20 protein-coding genes, 1 pseudogene and 1 CRISPR repeat array (1 of these 22 cut by a window edge) are annotated in these 20,181 nt (G+C 37.3%); all 21 genes and pseudogenes read left to right on the top strand.

Going from position 1 to position 20,181, the window contains the following annotated elements:
• Positions 1-598: direct repeats of the CRISPR family, unit length 34 nt; unit sequence GTCTCACTCTAATATGGAGTGAGTGGATTGAAAT; it reaches 465 nt to the left of the window's first position.
• Between the two features lie 229 nt (positions 599-827).
• The 21 genes and pseudogenes from BCR22_RS09365 to BCR22_RS09265 all read left to right on the top strand — a co-directional run bounded on the left by BCR22_RS09365 (position 828) and on the right by BCR22_RS09265 (position 20,121).
• Positions 828-3,296: an HAD-IC family P-type ATPase gene (locus BCR22_RS09365; RefSeq protein WP_083241804.1), complete on the top strand. Its 2,469-nt coding sequence runs from the start codon at positions 828-830 to the stop codon at positions 3,294-3,296.
• 58 nt (positions 3,297-3,354) lie between these two features.
• On the top strand, positions 3,355-3,627 hold the full coding sequence (locus BCR22_RS09360) for a (4Fe-4S)-binding protein (RefSeq protein WP_069654660.1): 273 nt from the start codon (positions 3,355-3,357) through the stop codon (positions 3,625-3,627).
• Between the two features lie 2 nt (positions 3,628-3,629).
• The gene (locus tag BCR22_RS09355) at positions 3,630-3,905 is read left to right on the top strand and encodes a GNAT family N-acetyltransferase (protein WP_069654659.1); all 276 of its coding nucleotides are present in this window, start codon (positions 3,630-3,632) and stop codon (positions 3,903-3,905) included.
• Between the two features lie 153 nt (positions 3,906-4,058).
• Entirely contained in the window at positions 4,059-4,295 is a 237-nt protein-coding gene (gene secG, locus BCR22_RS09350) for a preprotein translocase subunit SecG (protein ID WP_010765524.1), read from the top strand.
• Between the two features lie 291 nt (positions 4,296-4,586).
• Entirely contained in the window at positions 4,587-5,354 is a 768-nt protein-coding gene (locus BCR22_RS09345) for an alpha/beta hydrolase (RefSeq protein ID WP_069654699.1), read from the top strand.
• On the top strand, positions 5,351-7,699 hold the full coding sequence (gene rnr / locus BCR22_RS09340) for a ribonuclease R (RefSeq protein WP_069654658.1): 2,349 nt from the start codon (positions 5,351-5,353) through the stop codon (positions 7,697-7,699). Before BCR22_RS09345 ends, rnr begins: the two co-directional genes overlap by 4 nt.
• A 17-nt stretch (positions 7,700-7,716) precedes the next feature.
• Positions 7,717-8,181 (top strand): SsrA-binding protein SmpB, encoded by a 465-nt coding sequence (smpB, locus tag BCR22_RS09335; protein WP_010765521.1) that lies wholly within the window; start codon positions 7,717-7,719, stop codon positions 8,179-8,181.
• A gap of 338 nt (positions 8,182-8,519) precedes the next feature.
• A complete protein-coding gene (gene atpB / locus BCR22_RS09330) occupies positions 8,520-9,236 on the top strand; it encodes a F0F1 ATP synthase subunit A (RefSeq protein ID WP_069654657.1) in 717 nt (238 codons plus the stop codon).
• 43 nt (positions 9,237-9,279) lie between these two features.
• On the top strand, positions 9,280-9,501 hold the full coding sequence (gene atpE / locus BCR22_RS09325; RefSeq protein ID WP_069654656.1) for a F0F1 ATP synthase subunit C: 222 nt from the start codon (positions 9,280-9,282) through the stop codon (positions 9,499-9,501).
• Between the two features lie 354 nt (positions 9,502-9,855).
• Entirely contained in the window at positions 9,856-10,383 is a 528-nt protein-coding gene (atpF, locus tag BCR22_RS09320; protein WP_069654655.1) for a F0F1 ATP synthase subunit B, read from the top strand.
• Positions 10,370-10,912 (top strand): ATP synthase F1 subunit delta, encoded by a 543-nt coding sequence (gene atpH / locus BCR22_RS09315; RefSeq protein WP_069654654.1) that lies wholly within the window; start codon positions 10,370-10,372, stop codon positions 10,910-10,912. Before atpF ends, atpH begins: the two co-directional genes overlap by 14 nt.
• Before the next feature lie 28 nt (positions 10,913-10,940).
• Positions 10,941-12,497, top strand: coding sequence for a F0F1 ATP synthase subunit alpha (atpA, locus tag BCR22_RS09310; protein ID WP_069654653.1), 1,557 nt, complete (start codon positions 10,941-10,943; stop codon positions 12,495-12,497).
• 15 nt (positions 12,498-12,512) lie between these two features.
• Positions 12,513-13,433, top strand: a complete 921-nt coding sequence (locus BCR22_RS09305; protein ID WP_069654652.1) for a F0F1 ATP synthase subunit gamma — start codon at positions 12,513-12,515, stop codon at positions 13,431-13,433.
• A 142-nt stretch (positions 13,434-13,575) separates the two neighbouring features.
• Entirely contained in the window at positions 13,576-14,982 is a 1,407-nt protein-coding gene (gene atpD / locus BCR22_RS09300; protein ID WP_069654651.1) for a F0F1 ATP synthase subunit beta, read from the top strand.
• A gap of 17 nt (positions 14,983-14,999) precedes the next feature.
• A complete protein-coding gene (locus BCR22_RS09295; protein WP_069654650.1) occupies positions 15,000-15,419 on the top strand; it encodes a F0F1 ATP synthase subunit epsilon in 420 nt (139 codons plus the stop codon).
• A gap of 274 nt (positions 15,420-15,693) precedes the next feature.
• On the top strand, positions 15,694-15,930 hold the full coding sequence (locus tag BCR22_RS09290) for a DUF1146 family protein (RefSeq protein ID WP_069654649.1): 237 nt from the start codon (positions 15,694-15,696) through the stop codon (positions 15,928-15,930).
• Between the two features lie 106 nt (positions 15,931-16,036).
• Complete coding sequence (murA, locus tag BCR22_RS09285; RefSeq protein WP_069654648.1) at positions 16,037-17,335, top strand: UDP-N-acetylglucosamine 1-carboxyvinyltransferase; 1,299 nt, start codon at positions 16,037-16,039, stop codon at positions 17,333-17,335.
• Positions 17,336-17,349: 14 nt separating this feature from the next.
• A complete protein-coding gene (locus BCR22_RS09280; RefSeq protein ID WP_069654647.1) occupies positions 17,350-17,526 on the top strand; it encodes a DNA-directed RNA polymerase subunit beta in 177 nt (58 codons plus the stop codon).
• Between the two features lie 369 nt (positions 17,527-17,895).
• Positions 17,896-18,417: pseudogene (locus BCR22_RS15850) on the top strand (3D domain-containing protein).
• A 170-nt stretch (positions 18,418-18,587) separates the two neighbouring features.
• The gene (locus BCR22_RS09270) at positions 18,588-18,950 is read left to right on the top strand and encodes a PTS glucitol/sorbitol transporter subunit IIA (protein ID WP_069654646.1); all 363 of its coding nucleotides are present in this window, start codon (positions 18,588-18,590) and stop codon (positions 18,948-18,950) included.
• Positions 18,951-18,954: 4 nt separating this feature from the next.
• Complete coding sequence (locus BCR22_RS09265; protein WP_069654645.1) at positions 18,955-20,121, top strand: AI-2E family transporter; 1,167 nt, start codon at positions 18,955-18,957, stop codon at positions 20,119-20,121.
• Positions 20,122-20,181: the final 60 nt, after the last annotated feature.

Genomic DNA, 20,181 nt, shown 5'->3' with positions numbered 1-20,181 from the left:
GTACAAAAAAATGAGTCTCACTCTAATATGGAGTGAGTGGATTGAAATAATTTGTTTCAGGGTAAAATATCCGACAGTGTCGTCTCACTCTAATATGGAGTGAGTGGATTGAAATCCTAAAAGCTCTTAATTCGTCTTTTAAGGCTTTTACGTCTCACTCTAATATGGAGTGAGTGGATTGAAATCTGAAACCTTTCCACGGTTTGCTTGAAATCTTGGGTCTCACTCTAATATGGAGTGAGTGGATTGAAATAATGGGACAATACACATGCTGATTTTTGGCGAGAGTCTCACTCTAATATGGAGTGAGTGGATTGAAATACACTCAAAGAGCTTGAGAATATGCTGAAACGTGTGGTCTCACTCTAATATGGAGTGAGTGGATTGAAATAAAACTAGGATTGTTGATGTCTCCTGCAAGTTCTCGTCTCACTCTAATATGGAGTGAGTGGATTGAAATACACTTCTTATAACCTTTCACGTCTAAAATAATAAGTCTCACTCTAATATGGAGTGAGTGGATTGAAATTAGAGTGTTGGCATGCCTAGTCTCACACGAGTATCGTCTCACTCTAATATGGAGTGAGTGGATTGAAATGGTGACATACTAGGTGTAGGTAAAACAGCTGTCAGGTCTCACTCTAATATGGAGTGAAAGGAAAGACTAAAATGGAGTCTTTCCTTTTTTTACATCTAAAATCAAATTAACATGCCTTCATTTTGTTAAAATGGTTAAAAAAAGTGTAAAATTAAACTAGTTATCTGAAATAGTGGATAAACTATTCTACAATTGTACTAACTAAAGGAATAAGAAGGTGATTGAAAAGATGAAAAAATTGTTTAGGAAAAAAAGAGAGATAGATAAAGTAGCGTTTTCTTCGTCTGAAGAAAACGCACCAAAAATCGATGATAGTGATATTCGGATACCAGCCGATATTAAAGGGCTGTCCAATCAAGAAGTACAACAACTTTATACTGAAGGTAAGACCAATAAAGAAGTGGAAGATCTATCTAGAACTACAAAACAAATTATTTTAGATAACTCGTTGACATTATTCAATTTTATTAACTTGTTTTTAGCAGTGGCAGTTTTTGCAGTCGGTTATCCTAAAAATGCGCTATTTTTTTGGATCATTATTATCAACACAGCAATTGGTGTTATTCAAGAGATCCATGCAAAGAAAACAATCGATAAATTGTCTATCGTAAATAAAACGGAAGTAATGGCTTTAAGAGAAAACAAGCTAGTTAAAATTTTTCAAGACGAAATTGTTTTGGGGGATGTGCTAGTCTTAACTTTAGGAAATCAAGTTCCTTCTGACGGTATCGTACTTCATGCAAATGGTATGGAGGTCGATGAATCTTTATTGACTGGGGAATCAGATAAAATCACGAAACAAAACGGTGATAAAATCATGAGTGGAAGTTTTATTACCTCAGGGTTAGGTTTTGTAAAGATCAACGCTGTCGGCGAAGATAATTTTGTTTCTAAGTTATCCAAAGAAGCAAAAACAGAGAAACGTTCGACGTCTGAATTGATGAATTCACTCAATCTTTTGATCAAAGGATTAACCTTTGCTATTATTCCGATTGGGTTGCTATTATTCTGGTCACAATATCAATCCACTCAATCTTTTCCAAAATCCGTTTTAGGTGTTTCTGGGGCGTTGATCAGTATGATCCCAGAAGGGTTGATGCTGTTGACAAGTGTGGCATTTGCTGTCGGCGCAGCCAATTTAGCTAGAAAACAAACATTGATACAACGCTTGTCTTGTATTGAAACACTGGCACGTGTGGACACGATTTGTTTGGATAAAACTGGAACTATTACAGATGGCACCTTAACATTTAAAAAACTGATTCCTCAAGCTGGATTTCCAGCAAGTGAAATCGAGCGTGCTATGAGCGAAATGATGGCAGGGTTATCAGATCAAAATGCTACAGCTAAAGTACTCAGAACAAGGTTTCCACTTGAAAAATCTGTGTGGAATGTCAAAGAAGTCATTCCATTTTCTTCAGATCGAAAATGGAGCGGTGTGACATTTGAAGAAAAAGGATCATTTGTTATGGGAGCACCAGAATTTATTTACTCGGACGTCCCTGAAGCGTTACGAGAAAAACTAGCGCCCTATAATGAGCAAGGAGATCGTGTCCTAATTTTGGTTCATTTTTCAGAAGAACTCACAAGTCCAACATTACCGGAAGAAAAAGAGACGGTGGCCATTTTTATCATTGCGGATACGATTCGTGAAAATGCTGTGGATACATTCTCTTATTTTGTAAAACAAGATGTAACGCTAAAAGTCATTTCAGGTGATAATCCGGTCACTGTATCACAAATAGCGAAACAAGCAGGAATCACTGGAGCAGAAAAGTTTGTTGATATGAGCACGATTCCTGATTCGGCAAACTTTAATGAATTAGTCGAAAATACGACCGTTTTTGGGCGAGTGACACCTTATCAAAAAAGAGAATTGATTCAAGCTTTGAAACAAAATGGGCATACAACATGTATGACCGGTGATGGTGTTAATGATATTCTTTCATTAAGAGAAGCAGATGTCAGTGTAGCAATGGCTAGTGGAAGTGATGCTGCTCGTGCAGTGTCTGATGTGGTATTATTGAATTCTGATTTTAGTTCAATGATTCAAGTGTTGAATGAAGGTCGTAGAGTGATCAATAACATTGAACGAGTTGCTTCAATGTATATGGTAAAAACAATCTATTCTGCGATTCTTGCAGTAACATTTATCTTTTTATTCTTGCCATATCCATTTGCGCCGTTACAATTAACACCAATCAACACCTTAACCGTTGGAATTCCATCGTTTATTTTAGCATTAGAGCCGAATTATCAGCGAATCAAAGGCCATTTTTTAACCAATATACTGCGAATTTCGGTTCCAGGAGCACTGACAGTAGTTTTTAATATTTTAGTATTGCAACTTGCTGGAATGTGGTTTAATTTATCGCATCAAGATGTATCTACAATGTGTGTGCTGTTGACAGGATGTATCGGTTTTCAAGTGTTACTTAGAGCTGCTCGGCCATTGGATTTGAAAAAACAAATCATGATTGGGCTTTTATTGGTCGCATTTCTTGCGTGTTTCTTATTCTTTGGTGATTTCTTTATGTTGACATCACTCTTTACAAGAAATGTTCTTTTCTATCTACCACTGATTCTAGGTAGCCGTTCTATCTTTAACTATATCTCCTTATTTATGACAAGAGCGATATATGAAGTTGAGAAAAGGAAAGAAAGTAGAAGAATCAAGAAGAAAAAAAGGGTCATTTAAGACAACATTTTTACGAAAGAACGAATTGGTTTCTTTCAGGAAAAAAGGAGGAACTATCATGGATGGTAGCAAAATAAAGGATAAACCAGTAACAGAAGAAATGCTTTTAGCCCAAGGCTATCGTAAATATTTAGGAGAAGAGCTGGATATTTATTATAGTAAAGATATTTGCGCTCATATTGGGAACTGTGTTTTGGGTAATCCAGATGTTTTTGAAGTAGGGCGCAGACCGTGGATCATTGCTGACAATGCTGGTATTGAAGAAAATATTCGTGTAATCAATACCTGTCCAAGTGGCGCCTTAAAGTACATTCGAAAGGATGGAAAATAAAGATGGAAATCAGAGCAGAACAAGATCGTTTTGTATTGTTAAATGACGACAACAAAGAAATCGGTGAAATGACATGGTCAAATGCCGGAGATAAAATGATGATCATTGATCACACGTTTGTAGACCCAGCTTATAGAGGTCAAAAGTTAGCCGAGAAGTTAGTCTTCAACGGAGTAGAGAAAGCGCGTCGTGAAGGAAAGAAAATCATTCCGCTATGTCCATTTGCCAAAAAAGAGTTTGATGAGAAAACTGAGTACCATGATGTTCTAAGAACATAGAAAATGTGATCTGTACTGAAAGAAGAAGTACAGATCACATTTTCATACAATTTAGATGAAAAAAATCAAAGGAATTCAAATTGAACTGGTATTTGAATTAAAAATATGCTAAAGTATAATAGATGTATTTTGTGAATAAGGGAGAATTAGACTATGTATAATTTTATTTTAACACTTGTAATCATTCTATCAGTAGTGATGGTTATTGCCGTTATGATGCAACCAAGTAAACAAAACAGTGCAGCAAGTGCTTTTACAGGTGGCGCAGATAAACTTTTCGGTAAACAAAAAGCACGTGGATTTGAAGCTGTTATGCAACGCGCAACAGCAATTATTGGTGCTGTTTGGATGTTACTATTATTTATTTTAGTATTATTATCATCAAAGTAAGACCTTTGAAGAGGTTGGGACAGAAGTGTTTAACTCCGAGAAATAAGAAGGAATTTACGAAAATTGCTCTTCAAATTTTTGTGAATTTCGGCTTATTTCCGAAGGAGTTGCTTCTGCGCCCACCGTTTATTCGGTTACTAAGAGCCTGAAACATAACCTTTTTAGTTATGTCCTAGGCTCTTTTTTCTTTGATTAAAAAATGGATGCGAGCTCTGAAAAGTTCTTGCAAGAACTTTCTTTTCACAAGGTTTTCAACGAATAATGTGCTAAAATGAGAATGAGGTGAATCAGATAGTGAAAACAATAAGTCTACCTAAACCATTATTTACGCAAAATGGTTCCCGTGCAGTGTTACTGTTGCACGCTTATTCAGGAAGTAGTAACGATGTTCGGATGTTGAGCCGTTTTTTAGAGAAAGAAAATTATACCGTATATTCTCCTAATTTTTCTGGGCACGCAACCATGGCACCAGAGGATATTTTGGAAAAAAATACGAATGATTGGTGGCAAGATACACGAGATGCCGTGCAGTTTTTAAAAGATAAAGGGTACCAGCAAATTGCTGTCTTTGGTCTTTCAATGGGTGGTATTTTTACGATGAGTGCATTGACAAGCCAAGTAGAAGGCATTATCGGTGGAGGCTTTTTCTGCTCACCCATTTTCCCAGTCAAAAATAAGGTGCCAGAAAATTTTGTCCTTTACGCTGACAAGGTGCTAAAAACAGCTGGTGTCTCAGCAGAAGAACGAGCAGAGCGAATGGTTAAAATCAAAGATGCATCGTTCGCTCAATTAAAAGACATTCAATCTTTTTCAGAACGAACAGCAAATAATCTGGGACAAGTTAAAGTTCCTGTTTTTATGGCCCAAGCTGGAAATGATGAAATGATTGACCCACATGGGGTCTATCAGACAGCTCAAGCGTTGACCCAAACACGATTTACATTAAACTGGTATCCAAATAGCGGACATGTGCTGACAATTGGACCAGATCATAAACAATTAGAACAAGACGTGATGGCATTTTTAAATACATTGTCTTGGAATGAGGAGAAAGAATGACAAAACAAACAATCAAGGAAAGAATCCTATCTTTTATGGAAAACCATACAAAAAAAAGCTTTTCCATGGAAGAAATTGCAGAAGGCTTGCAACTGCAAAAGAGCTCAGATTTTAAGCTGTTGGTTCAAACTGTTGCAACAATGGAACGCGAAAAATTAGTAGAATTCAATAAAAAAGGAAAAATTCGTTTACCGCAAAAAAATGGAGATATCGAAGGGACGTTTCGTGCGAATGAACGAGGGTTTGGGTTTGTGACCATCGACCCTGAAGAAGCAGATGTCTATATTCCAAAAGAAGCTGTTAACTTTGCAATGGATGGCGATATTGTTGTCATCGACATCGTCCAGCCAGCAGATGCTTTTTCAGATCGAGGGGCTGAAGGAAAAATAGTAGAAATCAAAACACGTGCAATCACACAAGTCGTTGGCGAATTTGTCGCTTATGATGAAAAAGAAGTAAGCGAATCAGATCTATATGGATATGCTGTGCCCAAAGATAAAAAAATGACAGGTTTAACGTTTAATATTGCAGCACAAGGAATCAAACCTGTTGATGGTAGTATCGTGATTGTAGAAGTGACCCACTATCCTGAAAAAGAATACCCGAAGAGTTTAGAAGGGATCGTTAAAAAAGTAGTCGGTCACAAAAATGATCCAGGCATGGATATTTTGTCGATTGTCGTAGCTCATGGTATTCCAACAAGTTTTCCTGATGAAGTAATCGCTGAAGCAGACCAAGTACCAGACACTATTTCAGAAGCGGATATGGAAGGTCGCAGAGATTTACGTGATCAAATGATCGTCACGATTGATGGGGAAGACGCTAAAGATTTAGATGATGCAGTGACAGTCCGTAAATTAGACAACGGCAATTATTTCTTAGGCGTGCATATTGCAGATGTTTCTTATTATGTCACTGAAGGCAGCGAATTGGATCAAGAAGCATATGAACGAGGAACGAGTGTTTATTTAACTGATCGAGTAGTACCGATGATTCCACAACGTCTGTCTAATGGTATTTGCTCACTGAATCCTAATGTGCCAAGACTTACAATGAGCTGTGAGATGGAGATAACGCCTGAAGGACATGTTGTCAATCATGATATCTTCCAAAGTGTGATCCAAACGACTGAACGAATGACCTATACGGCTGTCAATGAAATGTTAGAAGAACAAAAGCCAGAAACAATGAAACGTTATAAAAAGTTAGTAACGATGTTTAACGAAATGGGCGAACTACATCAAATTCTTGAGCAAATGCGAGAAAAACGTGGAGCAATTTCATTTGAGGATCGTGAAGCTAAAGTCTTAGTGGACCCACAAGGTCATCCCCATGACATTTTACTGCGTACACGTGGCGTTGGAGAACGTTTGATTGAATCTTTTATGTTAGCAGCGAATGAAACAGTTGCTAAGCACTTCAATGAATTGAAATTACCATTTATTTATCGGATCCACGAACAACCAAAAGAAGAAAAAATGCAGCGATTCTTCGATTTTGCAGCGGTATTAGGTATTTTAGTTAAAGGAACCAAGACGGATATTACACCAAAAGACTTACAAAGAGTCTTAGAACAAGTCGCTGACAAACCAGAAGAAGCAGTTATTAATACAATGTTACTTCGGAGCATGCAACAAGCACGATACTCAGAAGATAACTATGGTCACTATGGTTTAGCAGCAGAATACTATACGCACTTTACGTCACCAATCCGTCGTTACCCGGATTTGATCGTTCATCGCTTGATCCGTAGTTATGAGGGGAAAGTCTCTGAAAAACGAAAAGAAAAATGGGCGCAAGACTTACCAGATATTGCCGACCACAGTTCAAGAATGGAACGCCGAGCAGTTGAAACAGAACGTGAAGTTGACTCAATGAAAAAAGCTGAATTTATGGCTGATAAAATTGGTGAAGAATATGACGGTATTATTAGTTCAGTGACGCGTTTTGGTTTGTTTGTAGAATTACCGAATACAATCGAAGGCTTAATCCACGTCAATAATTTAAAGCAGGACTATTTCCATTTTATTGAAAACCACATGGCTCTTGTTGGGGAACGAACAGGAATGACTTTAAAAATCGGTCAAAAAGTCAAAGTCAAAGTAGACAAAGCCGATCCTGAAACCAGAGAAATCGATTTTGAATTTTTAGAAGCCGAAGAAGTCGAAAAAATTGAAGCACCAAAACAAAAGAAACGCCAAGATGGTCGCCGAAAACGCACGTTTGATCGCAAAGAGACAGATAAGAAACCTTTTGCGCAAAAGAAAAACAAGAAAAAAGGCAAAAAACCATTTTATAAAGAAGTAGCGAAAAAGAAAAAGACGAAAAAACAGAAGAAAAAATAGAAAACGGAGGAATGGGTATGCCAAAAGGGGAAGGCAAGCTGATTGCCCAAAATCGTAAAGCAAGGCATGACTATACTGTTGTTGATACAATGGAAGCTGGAATTGTGCTACAAGGAACAGAAATAAAATCAATTCGAAACGGGCGAATCAATTTAAAAGATGGTTTTGCCAGAATTAGAAATGGCGAAGCATATCTGCTCAATGTTCACATCAGTCCTTATGAGCAGGGAAACATTTTCAACCATGATCCTTTACGGACCAGAAAATTATTACTGCACAAAAAGCAAATAGCTAAACTAATTGCTGAAACAAAAAATACCGGAATCACAATCGTTCCATTAAAAGTTTATATCCGCAATGGGTATGCTAAAGTGTTGATCGGTCTAGCCAAAGGGAAAAAACAATACGATAAACGAGAAGATTTGAAACGAAAAGAAATCAATCGTGAAATAAGCAGAACACTAAAAAATAATTTACGTTAATGTATCTATATTGATTTATTTTTTGAATAAAATGACACCATTTTAAACTTGATTTTATTCTTTTTCGCATATTTATTTTCTTTGCTTTATCTTAGGTGTAAAATTTGGTAGAGTGTAATGGAAATGATGAGTTTTCATCGTTTTTTCAGTAACTGACTATTGTACCGCCAAGTACTAACTGGACCTTATTCTTTTACTATTTTGTCATATTAAAAGAAGTGTCCAATTTTCATGAAATTCTTTTGAAATTATTCATCGTTGGTGGTATGATACGTGTGGTTAAGAAATAGAAGCCTTGTAAGCTTCTCGCAAGTTTGTTGGAAAAGAGGTGAAATAATTTGGAAGAGAAGACACTACTCTTCAAGGTTGGGCCAATTTGGTTTGACGGAACGATTTGTTTAATGGTTCTGTTAACATGTGTCATTGTCTTTGGGATAGTATATTTCTGCACAAGGAATATTCAAATGAAACCCAAAGGCAAACAAAATGTAATTGAGTATGCTATTGATTTTGTTCGAGGAATCATTACCGACAATATGCCAAGTAAAGAAGTAACAAATTTTCACCTACTAGCATTCACGATGTTCATGTTCGTTTTGGTTGCGAATATCATTGGTTTAGTGACAAAAGTCGCTATCGGTGATTATACGTATTGGAAGAGTCCAACAGCCGATCCGATGGTTACGTTGACATTAGCATTGATCATGATTGCGTTAACACATTTCTTCAGTGTTAGCCGTTTTGGACTAAAAGGATATTTCAGAAATAGCTTTTTAAGCCCAGTATCTTTTCTAATGCCAATTAAGCTAATGGAAGAATTTACGAACTTGCTTACTTTGGCGCTACGTTTATACGGAAATATTTTTGCCGGTGAAGTATTACTTGGATTGATTGCAGGACTTGTATCTAGTGTAGGACTCTGGACGATTCCGCTCGCAATACCATTAGAAATGATCTGGTTAGCCTTTTCACTTTTTATCGGTGCGATTCAAGCATTTATATTCGTAACACTATCGATGGTTTACATGGCTCACAAAGTTGAAGTCGAAGAATAAACACTAAATAAAAAAACAACTATTTCTTAGGAGGAAAACAAAAATGGACGGATTAAATTATATTGCAGCAGCAATCGCAGTTTTCGGAGCAGCAGTCGGAGCAGCGTATGGTAACGGAAAAGTTATCTCAAAAACAATCGAATCAATGACACGCCAACCAGAAATGGCTGGACAACTTAGAACAACAATGTTTATCGGGGTAGCCCTAATCGAAGCGGTTCCTATTCTAGGTGTAGTTATTGCATTGCTATTAGTGCTTAAATAATCCCTTTAGAAGGCAGGACGCTGAGTTTTTAAAACGCCACGCGTTACTGCTTTCTTTGCTGCGAATCACAGCGACTGCCTTCGGCAGAGCTGATGATGAGCAGTACTTGGCGAACGAAGTGAGAGAAGTAACCTATAAAAAAGAAACACCAAGCTTTTCCAAAAACAAAGAAGATTGCCAAAAACATCAGGCTTACTTCAAAGTTCTAACCAAAAGGCAGAGCTGATGATGAACAGTAACCTATTTTAAAAGAAAATCCAAATTTTCACTAAAATAAGGTGGACTAAACTATGCTATACAAAAAATAGTAGCCAACCACCGCAGAGAATTGCAGAGAAAGGAAGTTGAAACTTCATGCTAGATCATTTAGTAATCGGTGAAGCAGGACCAAGTACAACAATTGGCACAATGATTGTCGTAAGTGGCGCTTTTCTAATTTTAATGCTTTTAATCAAGAAATTCGCTTGGGAAGCAATCACTGATATGTTAAAAAAACGTGAAGATAAAATTGCCAACGATTTAGATTCTGCAGAACAATCTCGAATCGCAGCTGCTAAACTACAAGAAGAACGTCAACAAAAATTACTTTCTTCTAAATCAGAAGCAGCAGAAATTATCAAACATGCGAAAGAGAATGGAGACCAAAACCGTCAAAAAATCCTAGCAGAAACCAATGATGAAGTTTCACGTTTACGAGAAAAAGCGCGTCTCGACATTTCTCAAGAGCATGAAGAAGCATTGGCATCTGTTAAAGATGAAGTAGCGAGTTTGTCTCTACAAATTGCAGAGAAAATTTTAAACAAAGAATTGACACCAGATGCACATGATTCATTGATCAATTCTTATATTGAAGGTTTAGGTAAGTCAAATGAAGCTAGATAAGTACACAGTGGGTAAACGCTACGGTAAAGCTTTGTTTGAATTGGCAATTGAAAAACAAGAAGCCGACAGCATTTATCAAGACTTATTAAAACTTAGAGAAATTTTTCACGAAGTTCCAGAATTAGGCGATATTTTAAGCGATGTACGTCTTGAACCATACGAAAAAGATGAAATCATGAAACAATTAGTTAGCGGGTTTGAAGGAACAATAGAAAACTTCTTATACGTTGTTTATAACTATAGTCGTATGAATGATTTATTATTGATGATCGATGAGTATGAAAGACGTTATGATGAACATAAGAGCTTGCTTTTAGGCACAGCTTTGACGGCAGTTCCATTAACCAAAGAACAACATCAACTGATGGAAGAAAAAGCAGCAAAACTTTTAGGGTACGAACAAGCTAATTTAATCAATCTAATCGATCCTGAAATCGTTGGCGGAGTCATCATAGAAGCCAATTATAAAGTCATCGACGGTAGTATCCACAAACAATTACAACGAATCCAAGAATTGTTATTAAAATAACGTTCAGCACAATAAAGAGGTGAATTGAATGGCTATCAAAGCAGAAGAAATCAGTGCCTTGATTAAGGAACAAATCAAAAATTATCAACAAGAATTAGCAGTCGAAGAAATTGGGACTGTCACATATGTTGGGGATGGAATCGCTCGTGCCCATGGCTTAGAAAATGCGATGAGTGGAGAATTACTTGAATTTTCTAACGGTTCATATGGAATGGCGCAAAATCTAGAAACCAATGATGTCGGTATTATCATTTTAGGTGATTTTGAGACTATTCGAGAAGGCGATAAAGTAAAACGTACGGGTAAAATCATGGAGGTTCCAGTTGGTGAAGCAATGATTGGACGTGTTGTTAATCCGTTAGGTCAGCCAATCGATGGATTAGGCGAAATCAAGACAACGAAAACTCGTCCAGTAGAAGCAGCTGCACCAGGCGTTATGCAAAGAAAATCGGTCGATCAACCAATGCAGACAGGTCTTAAAGCAATTGATGCATTAGTACCAATTGGCCGTGGACAACGTGAATTAGTCATCGGTGACCGTAAAACAGGTAAAACATCTATTGCCGTTGATACAATCATCAACCAAAAAGGGCAAGATGTCATTTGTATCTATGTTGCGATTGGTCAAAAAGAATCAACTGTACGTAACCAAGTTGAAACTTTAAGAGCGTATGGTGCACTTGATTATACAATCATCGTAAATGCAGGAGCCTCTCAACCAGCGCCATTACTATACATTGCCCCTTATGCAGGAGCTGCGATGGGTGAAGAATTTATGTATAACGGCAAACATGTTTTGATTATCTTTGATGATTTATCAAAACAAGCGGTAGCTTATCGTGAACTATCATTACTATTACGCCGTCCTCCAGGTCGTGAAGCCTACCCAGGTGACGTGTTCTATCTACATTCTCGTTTGCTAGAACGTGCGGCAAAATTAAGTGACGAATTAGGTGGCGGTTCAATGACGGCCCTACCATTTGTTGAAACCCAAGCCGGAGATATTTCAGCTTATATTCCAACAAACGTTATTTCAATCACTGATGGACAAATTTTCTTAGAAAGTGATTTGTTTTATGCAGGGACTCGTCCAGCTGTTGATGCCGGTCTTTCAGTATCACGTGTTGGTGGTTCAGCTCAAATCAAAGCAATGAAAAAAGTAGCAGGTACGCTTCGTTTAGATTTAGCAAGCTACCGTGAATTAGAAGCATTTACTCAATTTGGTTCGGATTTAGATGCGGCAACACAAGCCAAATTAAACCGAGGCCGTCGTACAGTTGAAATTTTAAAACAAAAATTACACGCACCACTCGCTGTAGAAAAACAAGTTGTGATTTTATATGCGTTAACTCATGGATTTTTAGATAGTATCAGTGTTGCTAAAATTCTGGATTTTGAATCAGAATTATTCGACTTCTTAGATGGAAAACATCCTGAATTATTTGAAACGATCCGCACAACGAAAGACTTGCCAAAATCAGAAGACCTAGATGCTGCAATCAACGAATTTAAAGAAATTTTTGATGCTGCTAATTTAACAGGATCAACAGCTAAAGATACACTTGAATCAATTCAAAATGCGTAAGAGAGGTGACAAGAATTGGGTGCTTCATTAAATGAAATCAAACAACGCATTGCTTCAACTAAAAAAACAAGTCAAATTACTAATGCCATGCAGATGGTCTCTGGTGCTAAATTGACAAAATCAGAAGCGGCTTCTAGAAGCTTTCAAGAATACGCCTCAAAAATCCGTTCTATCGTTACGCATCTTGTTGCTGCTCAATTAAGTGATCTGGAAGAATTGGATTCATATAATTCTGGGGAAGCATCAGAAAATGGCAACTTTCATATGATGCTGACATCACGTCCAGTTAAAAGAACCGGTTATATCGTCATCACCTCTGATAAAGGATTGGTCGGCGGATATAATAGTTCAATTTTGAAACAAACGATGAAAATGATGGCAGATGATCATGAATCGCAAGATGAGTATGTTTTGGTTGCAATCGGCGGAACTGGCGCAGATTTTTTTAAAGCACGTGGAATAAATGTTGCATATGAACTTCGTGGTTTAAGTGATCAACCAAGTTTTGATGAAGTTAGAAAAATTGTTTCAACAGCAACAAGTATGTATGAAAATGAAGTGTTTGATGAGTTGTATGTTTGTTATAATCACCATATCAATTCACTAACAAGTCAATTTCGTGTAGAGAAAATGCTACCGATTTCTGATTTAGATCCAGACGAAGCAACAACCTATGAGCAGGAATATATTTTAGAACCTTCAGAAGAAGCGATTTTAGATAATTTATTGCCTCAATATGCAGAAAGCTTGATCTATGGCGCAATAATTGATGCGAAAACAGCAGAACATGCTGCTGGGATGACCGCAATGAAAACCGCCACTGATAATGCACAAAATATTATTAGTGACTTGACGATTTCTTATAACCGAGCTCGTCAAGGCGCGATTACACAAGAAATCACCGAAATTGTAGCTGGCGCAGCTGCGTTAGAGTAATAATCAAGACTTGAGCCTATAGGGCAAGAAGTTCTTACGAAGTAATAGAAGGAGACAGGTTTTTATCACGACCTCGTTAGGGCATAAAATGTCGAAAGCCTGACACTTTTATACCTCTTCAAACGAAATGGAGGAAAGACACATGAGTTCAGGAAAGATTGTTGAAGTAATCGGTCCCGTTGTTGACGTGGAATTTTCACTAGATCAATCCTTACCAGATATAAACAATGCATTAGTCGTTTACAAAAATGGCGAAGAAAAACAAAAAGTCGTTTTAGAAGTAGCTTTAGAATTAGGTGACGGTATTATCCGTTCAATCGCAATGGAGTCCACAGATGGTCTTCAACGAGGAATGGAAGTTATCGATACTGGAAAACCGATCTCTGTCCCAGTTGGGAAAGAAACATTGGGTCGTGTATTCAACGTTTTAGGTGATACGATCGACTTAGAAGCTCCATTTCCAGAAGATGCAGTCCGTAGCGGTATCCATAAGAAAGCCCCAGCTTTCGACGAATTAAGCACAAGTAATGAAATTTTAGAAACAGGAATCAAAGTGATCGACTTACTAGCACCTTATTTAAAAGGTGGTAAAGTTGGGCTTTTCGGTGGTGCCGGTGTTGGTAAAACCGTTTTGATTCAAGAATTGATTCATAATATTGCCCAAGAACATGGTGGTATCTCTGTGTTTACCGGTGTTGGTGAAAGAACGCGTGAGGGGAATGACCTTTATTTTGAAATGAAAGACTCTGGTGTTATTGAAAAAACAGCCATGGTTTTTGGACAAATGAATGAACCTCCTGGTGCACGTATGCGTGTAGCTTTAACTGGTTTGACAATTGCAGAATATTTCCGTGATGTTGAAGGTCAAGATGTGTTATTGTTCATTGATAATATTTTCCGTTTCACGCAAGCTGGTTCTGAGGTTTCTGCCTTATTAGGCCGTATGCCTTCAGCGGTTGGGTACCAACCAACACTTGCAACTGAGATGGGGCAATTACAAGAGCGGATCACGTCTACTAAAAAAGGCTCCATCACATCGATTCAAGCAATCTATGTGCCAGCCGATGACTATACTGACCCTGCTCCTGCAACAGCATTCGCTCATTTAGATGCAACAACTAACTTGGAACGTCGATTGACTGAAATGGGTATTTACCCAGCGGTGGATCCGTTGGCCTCCTCTTCAAGTGCTTTAGCACCAGAAGTTGTGGGAGACGAGCATTATGCTGTAGCGACAGAAGTCCAGCACGTATTGCAACGTTACCGTGAATTACAAGATATCATTGCCATTTTAGGGATGGACGAATTGTCTGACCAAGAAAAAATCTTGGTTGGTCGTGCCCGTCGCATTCAGTTCTTCTTATCACAAAACTTTAACGTGGCTGAACAATTTACAGGACAACCAGGATCGTACGTTCCGGTTGCTGATACAGTCAAAGGATTTAGAGAAATTCTTGATGGAAAATATGATGATTTACCGGAAGAAGCTTTCCGTAGCGTTGGTAGAATTGAAGATGTTATAGAAAAAGCTAAAACGTTGAACTACTAAAAGGAGGAGACACAGAAATGGATTATTTAACTGTCAATGTGGTGACTCCTGATGGATTAGTTTATGATCATCATGCAGCGATTGTTGTTGCAAAAACAACAGATGGCGAAATTGGTATCTTACCTAAACATGCACCGATCATCGTTCCTTTAGCGATTGATGAAGTTCGCGTAAAAAGAACTGATTCTGATACACATGTCGATTGGATTGCTGTTAATGGCGGCATTATGGAAGTTCGTGATAATGTCGTTTCGATCATTGCCGATAGTGCAGAACGTGAAAGAGATATTGATGTAAGCCGTGCAGAACGTGCTAAACAACGAGCTGAACGTATGATTGAAAAAGCGAAGGAAAATGCTAACACAGATGAATTACGCCGTGCAACAGTTGCACTTCACCGAGCAATCAATCGGATCAATGTGTCAAAACATACGTAAATTTATGGTTGGCTGAGACAACGAAAATGAGCTGTCTCAGCCATCTCTTATAGTAAAAAAACAGTATACATATGTTATTTATATAAAAGTTAAGAATCTTTATTTTTTGTTTGAGACAATCTATGATAAACTATCTTTATATTACTTAATGAGGCTTAAGAAATCGTTCAGAAAAACAGCAACTATCCCTGTGACCAAAACGTCACAACTCTGTTTTTGTTTTTTCAGTCGAAGTTAGATGAGCCCACTACTTTTTTTAATTAAGGAGAAAGTTATGCAATTTTTTGGTGTTGATGCAGTAATTCGAATCATCTGCCATATGATGTTTATTTATGTTAGCTTTTGGGCGATGCAATCTATCAGAATAGAGCAGTTTTTTAAGACACATCAAACCTCTCAAGTACGCTTACTGATCGTATTATTTTCAATAGTTATCGGCTTCACTGTAAGCTCATTTTTCTTAGAGTTTCTAGCGTTATGCCGTAACTTATTTAGTGTATTTTTTCCATGAGGATTGACAAATAAAAAGAAAAGATACAATTTGTTGTTAAATAGTGGTATAATAGAAAAGATTTTGGGTCGAAGCATCCAATTCTAACTTTTTTGGGGGGAACAAAATGGAACAGATCATTGTTCATGGTGGTAACCAATTAAAAGGAACTGTGAAAATCGAAGGGGCTAAAAATGCAGTATTACCAATTTTAGCAGCTACCCTTTTAGCAGAAGAAGGAACAACAACATTAACGAATGTGCCGATTCTTTCTGATGTCTTTACAATGAACCAAGTAATCAAACACTTAAATGTAGATATCGAATTTAATGAAGAAAATAACCAAGTCACTATAGATGCAACGCAACCTTTAGGCATCGAAGCAAATTATGAGTATGTTAGTCAAATGAGAGCATCGATTGTTGTCATGGGTCCTTTATTGGCTCGCAACGGCCATGCTAAAGTTGCTATGCCTGGTGGATGTGCGATTGGTAAGCGACCAATTGATTTACACTTAAAAGGCTTCCAAGCGTTAGGTGCGAAGATCATTCAGAAAAATGGCTACATTGAAGCGATTGCTGATGAATTGATCGGAAATACGATTTATTTAGATTTCCCAAGTGTTGGGGCGACTCAAAATATCATGATGGCGGCTGTTAAAGCCAAAGGTACGACCGTGATTGAGAATGTCGCGAGAGAACCTGAAATCGTAGATTTAGCGAACATCCTAAATAAAATGGGTGCCAAAATTGTCGGTGCGGGTACTGAAATGATGCGTATCGAAGGGGTGAATAAACTTCATGCCGTTGAACATTCAATTGTTCAAGATCGTATTGAAGCCGGTACATTCATGGTTGCAGCTGCGATGACCGAAGGAGATGTTTTGATCGAAGAAGCAATTCCTGAACATAATCGTCCACTTATTTCTAAATTAACCGAAATGGGCGCTGTTATCCGTGAAGAAAGAGGCGGTTTACGCGTTATTGGTCCTAAAGTGATCAAACCAACTGATATTAAAACACTACCGCATCCTGGTTTTCCAACAGATATGCAAGCACAAATGACTGCGATTCAAATGGTTGCAGATGGTTCAAGTGTTGTAACAGAGACTGTTTTTGAAAATCGTTTCCAACACTTAGAAGAAATGCAGCGAATGAATGCTGATGTGAAAATGGACGGCAATATCGCTATTATAAATGGTAGTCAAGCATTACAAGGTGCTGCTGTAGAAGCAACTGACTTACGTGCTGCTGCTGCGTTGATCTTAGTAGGATTACGTGCCCAAGGTATTACACGTGTATCACATCTAGAATATTTAGATCGCGGATACTATAAATTCCACGAAAAGCTTCAAAAATTAGGAGCAAAAGTGGAACGAGTAAACGACGAAAAAGCGACAGAAAAGACACTGTCAACAGTTAGCTAAAAGGGGAAATAGATATGAGTTCGACACGCTATATTATAGTGACTTTGTTGAAAGTTTTAGTAGTGATTTCTTTAGTGATTATTTTATTTGTAGCCGGCACCATGATCGGTTACGGAGTAGTCGGTGGAGGAAATCCAAAAGATGTGTTCAAAGAAGAAATTTGGACTCATATTCTAGATTTTTTTAAGTAGACCATATTAAAAAGCAATCCAAACCGTACATTTGTTTGGGTTGCTTTTTTTGCTCAGTTTAAAATAATGGATGTTCTATAAATTCCTTTCAACATTTTTGTAATATAAAGGCTTTTGATAGCGTTTACATACGTAATTATTGAAAATATAACAAATAAGGCTAAATAAAAATTTCATATCATTTCTAAAAAGAAAATAGAAAGTCCGTCATATCAGGCCTGATTGATACAAAATTTAACTATTGCTCTTATAACATGTTTTGGAGCGCTTTCCAACAGATTGTAACGTATCCTTAATTGAATAGTAGCCATCAAAGATCAACGACATGGTATCATAGCTCTCGTATGAATTTTAGGGAGGATCTAATGAATGAAGAAACGATGGTTACCAATTTTATTTATCAGTTCCTGTTTTGTTAACGGCTCACTCATTCCTGTCTATGCTGCAGAGAATAAAAATAATGAAATCAAGAGCTTAGATAGTTACACAGTTGTGTCAGAAGAGTCAGCACAAAATTTATCGAGTTCATTGATTTATTCAATAACAGAAAACAAAGCCTTTAAACAAGGAAAAAGCAGAAGCTGAAATTGTTAAACCAGAGGGACAAATCATGATGATGGAAGCCGCAGCTTATTCAAGTAATGAAGGATTATAGGGTGAGGCAATTTAACTGCTACAGCTCAAGATTTACGTGTAGATCCAAGGGCAATTGCTGTTGAACCCAGTGTGATTCCACTGGGTACAAAATTATATGTCGAGGGGGATGGAGAGGCTATTGCAAGTGATACTGGTGGTGCAATTAAAGGGAATATCATCGATCTACATTTTTCAGATGTATCTCAATGTATCAACTGGTGGAGAAGACAAGTAGCTGTAACGATTTTATCTTAAAGATCTAAACACATTTTAACTATAGTTCTCTACAACGATCAAAAGATGGACAGAATGTTTGAATTCTTGTTTGTCTTTTTTTATGGTGCTCAAAGTCCGAATTATAGAATAAGAAAAAAAGTTATATGTTATAATAAAGGTTGATTAATGAAAGAAGGAGCGATAAATATATGAAAGCTGTAATTACTGAAATTGGTAGTCGAGCATTAGATGAAAAAGAACCGATGATCATACTTTTTGGTGAGAGCGCCACAGAGGCTTTAAAAGAATATTCTGTGATTCAAAAATTTCAAGAAGATCAATCTTTAGAAGTAAAAAAAGGGGATTTACTAAAGATCGATGACCAAGAGTACACGATTGATTATGTTGGATCTTTTGCAAATAATAACTTAAAAAGCATTGCTCATGTGACCTTGGTTTTTGCGGATGTACCAAAAGAGGATGCAATTGTTAATGGGGTATACCTCACGCCTAAAGTCTTTCCAACACTCAAGGTTGGTTCAACAATAGAATATATATCTCGTGGAGTGTAAGTGAATGGAACAAGAGAAAAATAAAGAGAAACGATTATCTTGGTTTTGGCGTTGGTTTTTAAATAATCAAGTTGTAACCACCTTATTGATCGTGCTATTGATTTTGCTAATTTTATTAGTATTTACAAAAGTATCATACTTATTTGAACCAGTTTGGCAGTTTATTGGCGTTGTTGGCTTGCCATTGATCATGGCGGGCATTTTATATTATTTAATGAATCCTGTCGTCGACTATCTTGAACTAAAACGAGTACCCCGTATTTGGAGTATTATCGGACTGTTTATCATCGTCGTAGCGTTGATTATTTGGGGACTTGTAGTGATTGTTCCTAAAATTCAAGAACAGACTGTTAGTTTTGGTAATCATTTTCCTCAATATATTGATACGATCGATCAAAAAATGCAAGAAATTTTAAGTGAACCTTTCTTTGCGCAGTTTCGTAGTCAGTTAGAAGATATGGGCGATAAGCTGGTCAGTTCTTTAGGGGATATTATTCGTAATATTTCTACGTTTACGGTCCAAGGATTAGGAAGCTTTGTCGGAGCTGTTGCGACTATCGTAGTAGCGATTATCACGATGCCATTTATTTTGTTTTACCTTTTAAAAGATGGGAAGCAATTAGCGCCTTATTTGATGAAGTTTTTACCGAATAAAATGCGAAAACCCACATTAAAAGTATTAGGTGAAGTGAACTCACAAGTTTCTTCTTATATACGCGGGCAATTAACAGTAGCATTTGCAGTTGCTGTAATGTTTATTCTAGGTTTTTCATTTATCGGACTCGATTATGCGATTACGCTAGGAATAACAGCTGGATTTTTGAATTTGATTCCATATCTAGGTTCATTTCTAGCGATGGTACCAGCTGTATTTTTAGGAATTGTGGGCGGACCAGTATTATTGGCTAAAGTTTTAGTTGTTTTTATTATTGAACAGACAATCGAAGGCCGTCTAATCTCACCGTTAGTATTAGGTAGCCAGTTAGATATCCATCCAGTGACGATTCTAGTCGTGCTGTTGACGTCTGGGAAATTATTCGGTGTCGTAGGAGTCATTCTGGGAATACCTGTTTATGCCGCAGCTAAAGTCATAATTACGCATATATTCGAATGGTATAAAGATGTATCAAGTTTATATCACGAAGAAGAAGAACTTAATAAATTAGAATGAAAAAAGAGGGCGGGATAGAAGCTTATTTCCGAAAGCATTGCTTCTATCCCACCCTCTTTT

This window comes from Enterococcus plantarum (genome assembly GCF_001730295.1).
Classification (GTDB): domain Bacteria; phylum Bacillota; class Bacilli; order Lactobacillales; family Enterococcaceae; genus Enterococcus_L; species Enterococcus_L plantarum.
The sequence above is the reverse complement of the archived record's forward strand: the minus strand, read 5'-3'. Positions and strand labels throughout refer to the sequence as shown.

What these genes read in the sequence shown, in the direction of transcription:
- BCR22_RS09365 (WP_083241804.1), top strand. Translation starts at nt 828, where the DNA reads ATGAAAAAATTGTTTAGGAAAAAAAGAGAGATAGATAAAGTAGCGTTT.
- BCR22_RS09360 (WP_069654660.1), top strand. Translation starts at nt 3,355, where the DNA reads ATGGATGGTAGCAAAATAAAGGATAAACCAGTAACAGAAGAAATGCTT.
- BCR22_RS09355 (WP_069654659.1), top strand. Translation starts at nt 3,630, where the DNA reads ATGGAAATCAGAGCAGAACAAGATCGTTTTGTATTGTTAAATGACGAC.
- secG (WP_010765524.1), top strand. Translation starts at nt 4,059, where the DNA reads ATGTATAATTTTATTTTAACACTTGTAATCATTCTATCAGTAGTGATG.
- rnr (WP_069654658.1), top strand. Translation starts at nt 5,351, where the DNA reads ATGACAAAACAAACAATCAAGGAAAGAATCCTATCTTTTATGGAAAAC.
- smpB (WP_010765521.1), top strand. Translation starts at nt 7,717, where the DNA reads ATGCCAAAAGGGGAAGGCAAGCTGATTGCCCAAAATCGTAAAGCAAGG.
- atpE (WP_069654656.1), top strand. Translation starts at nt 9,280, where the DNA reads ATGGACGGATTAAATTATATTGCAGCAGCAATCGCAGTTTTCGGAGCA.
- atpF (WP_069654655.1), top strand. Translation starts at nt 9,856, where the DNA reads ATGCTAGATCATTTAGTAATCGGTGAAGCAGGACCAAGTACAACAATT.
- atpH (WP_069654654.1), top strand. Translation starts at nt 10,370, where the DNA reads ATGAAGCTAGATAAGTACACAGTGGGTAAACGCTACGGTAAAGCTTTG.
- atpA (WP_069654653.1), top strand. Translation starts at nt 10,941, where the DNA reads ATGGCTATCAAAGCAGAAGAAATCAGTGCCTTGATTAAGGAACAAATC.
- atpD (WP_069654651.1), top strand. Translation starts at nt 13,576, where the DNA reads ATGAGTTCAGGAAAGATTGTTGAAGTAATCGGTCCCGTTGTTGACGTG.
- BCR22_RS09295 (WP_069654650.1), top strand. Translation starts at nt 15,000, where the DNA reads ATGGATTATTTAACTGTCAATGTGGTGACTCCTGATGGATTAGTTTAT.
- BCR22_RS09290 (WP_069654649.1), top strand. Translation starts at nt 15,694, where the DNA reads ATGCAATTTTTTGGTGTTGATGCAGTAATTCGAATCATCTGCCATATG.
- murA (WP_069654648.1), top strand. Translation starts at nt 16,037, where the DNA reads ATGGAACAGATCATTGTTCATGGTGGTAACCAATTAAAAGGAACTGTG.
- BCR22_RS09280 (WP_069654647.1), top strand. Translation starts at nt 17,350, where the DNA reads ATGAGTTCGACACGCTATATTATAGTGACTTTGTTGAAAGTTTTAGTA.
- BCR22_RS09270 (WP_069654646.1), top strand. Translation starts at nt 18,588, where the DNA reads ATGAAAGCTGTAATTACTGAAATTGGTAGTCGAGCATTAGATGAAAAA.
- BCR22_RS09265 (WP_069654645.1), top strand. Translation starts at nt 18,955, where the DNA reads ATGGAACAAGAGAAAAATAAAGAGAAACGATTATCTTGGTTTTGGCGT.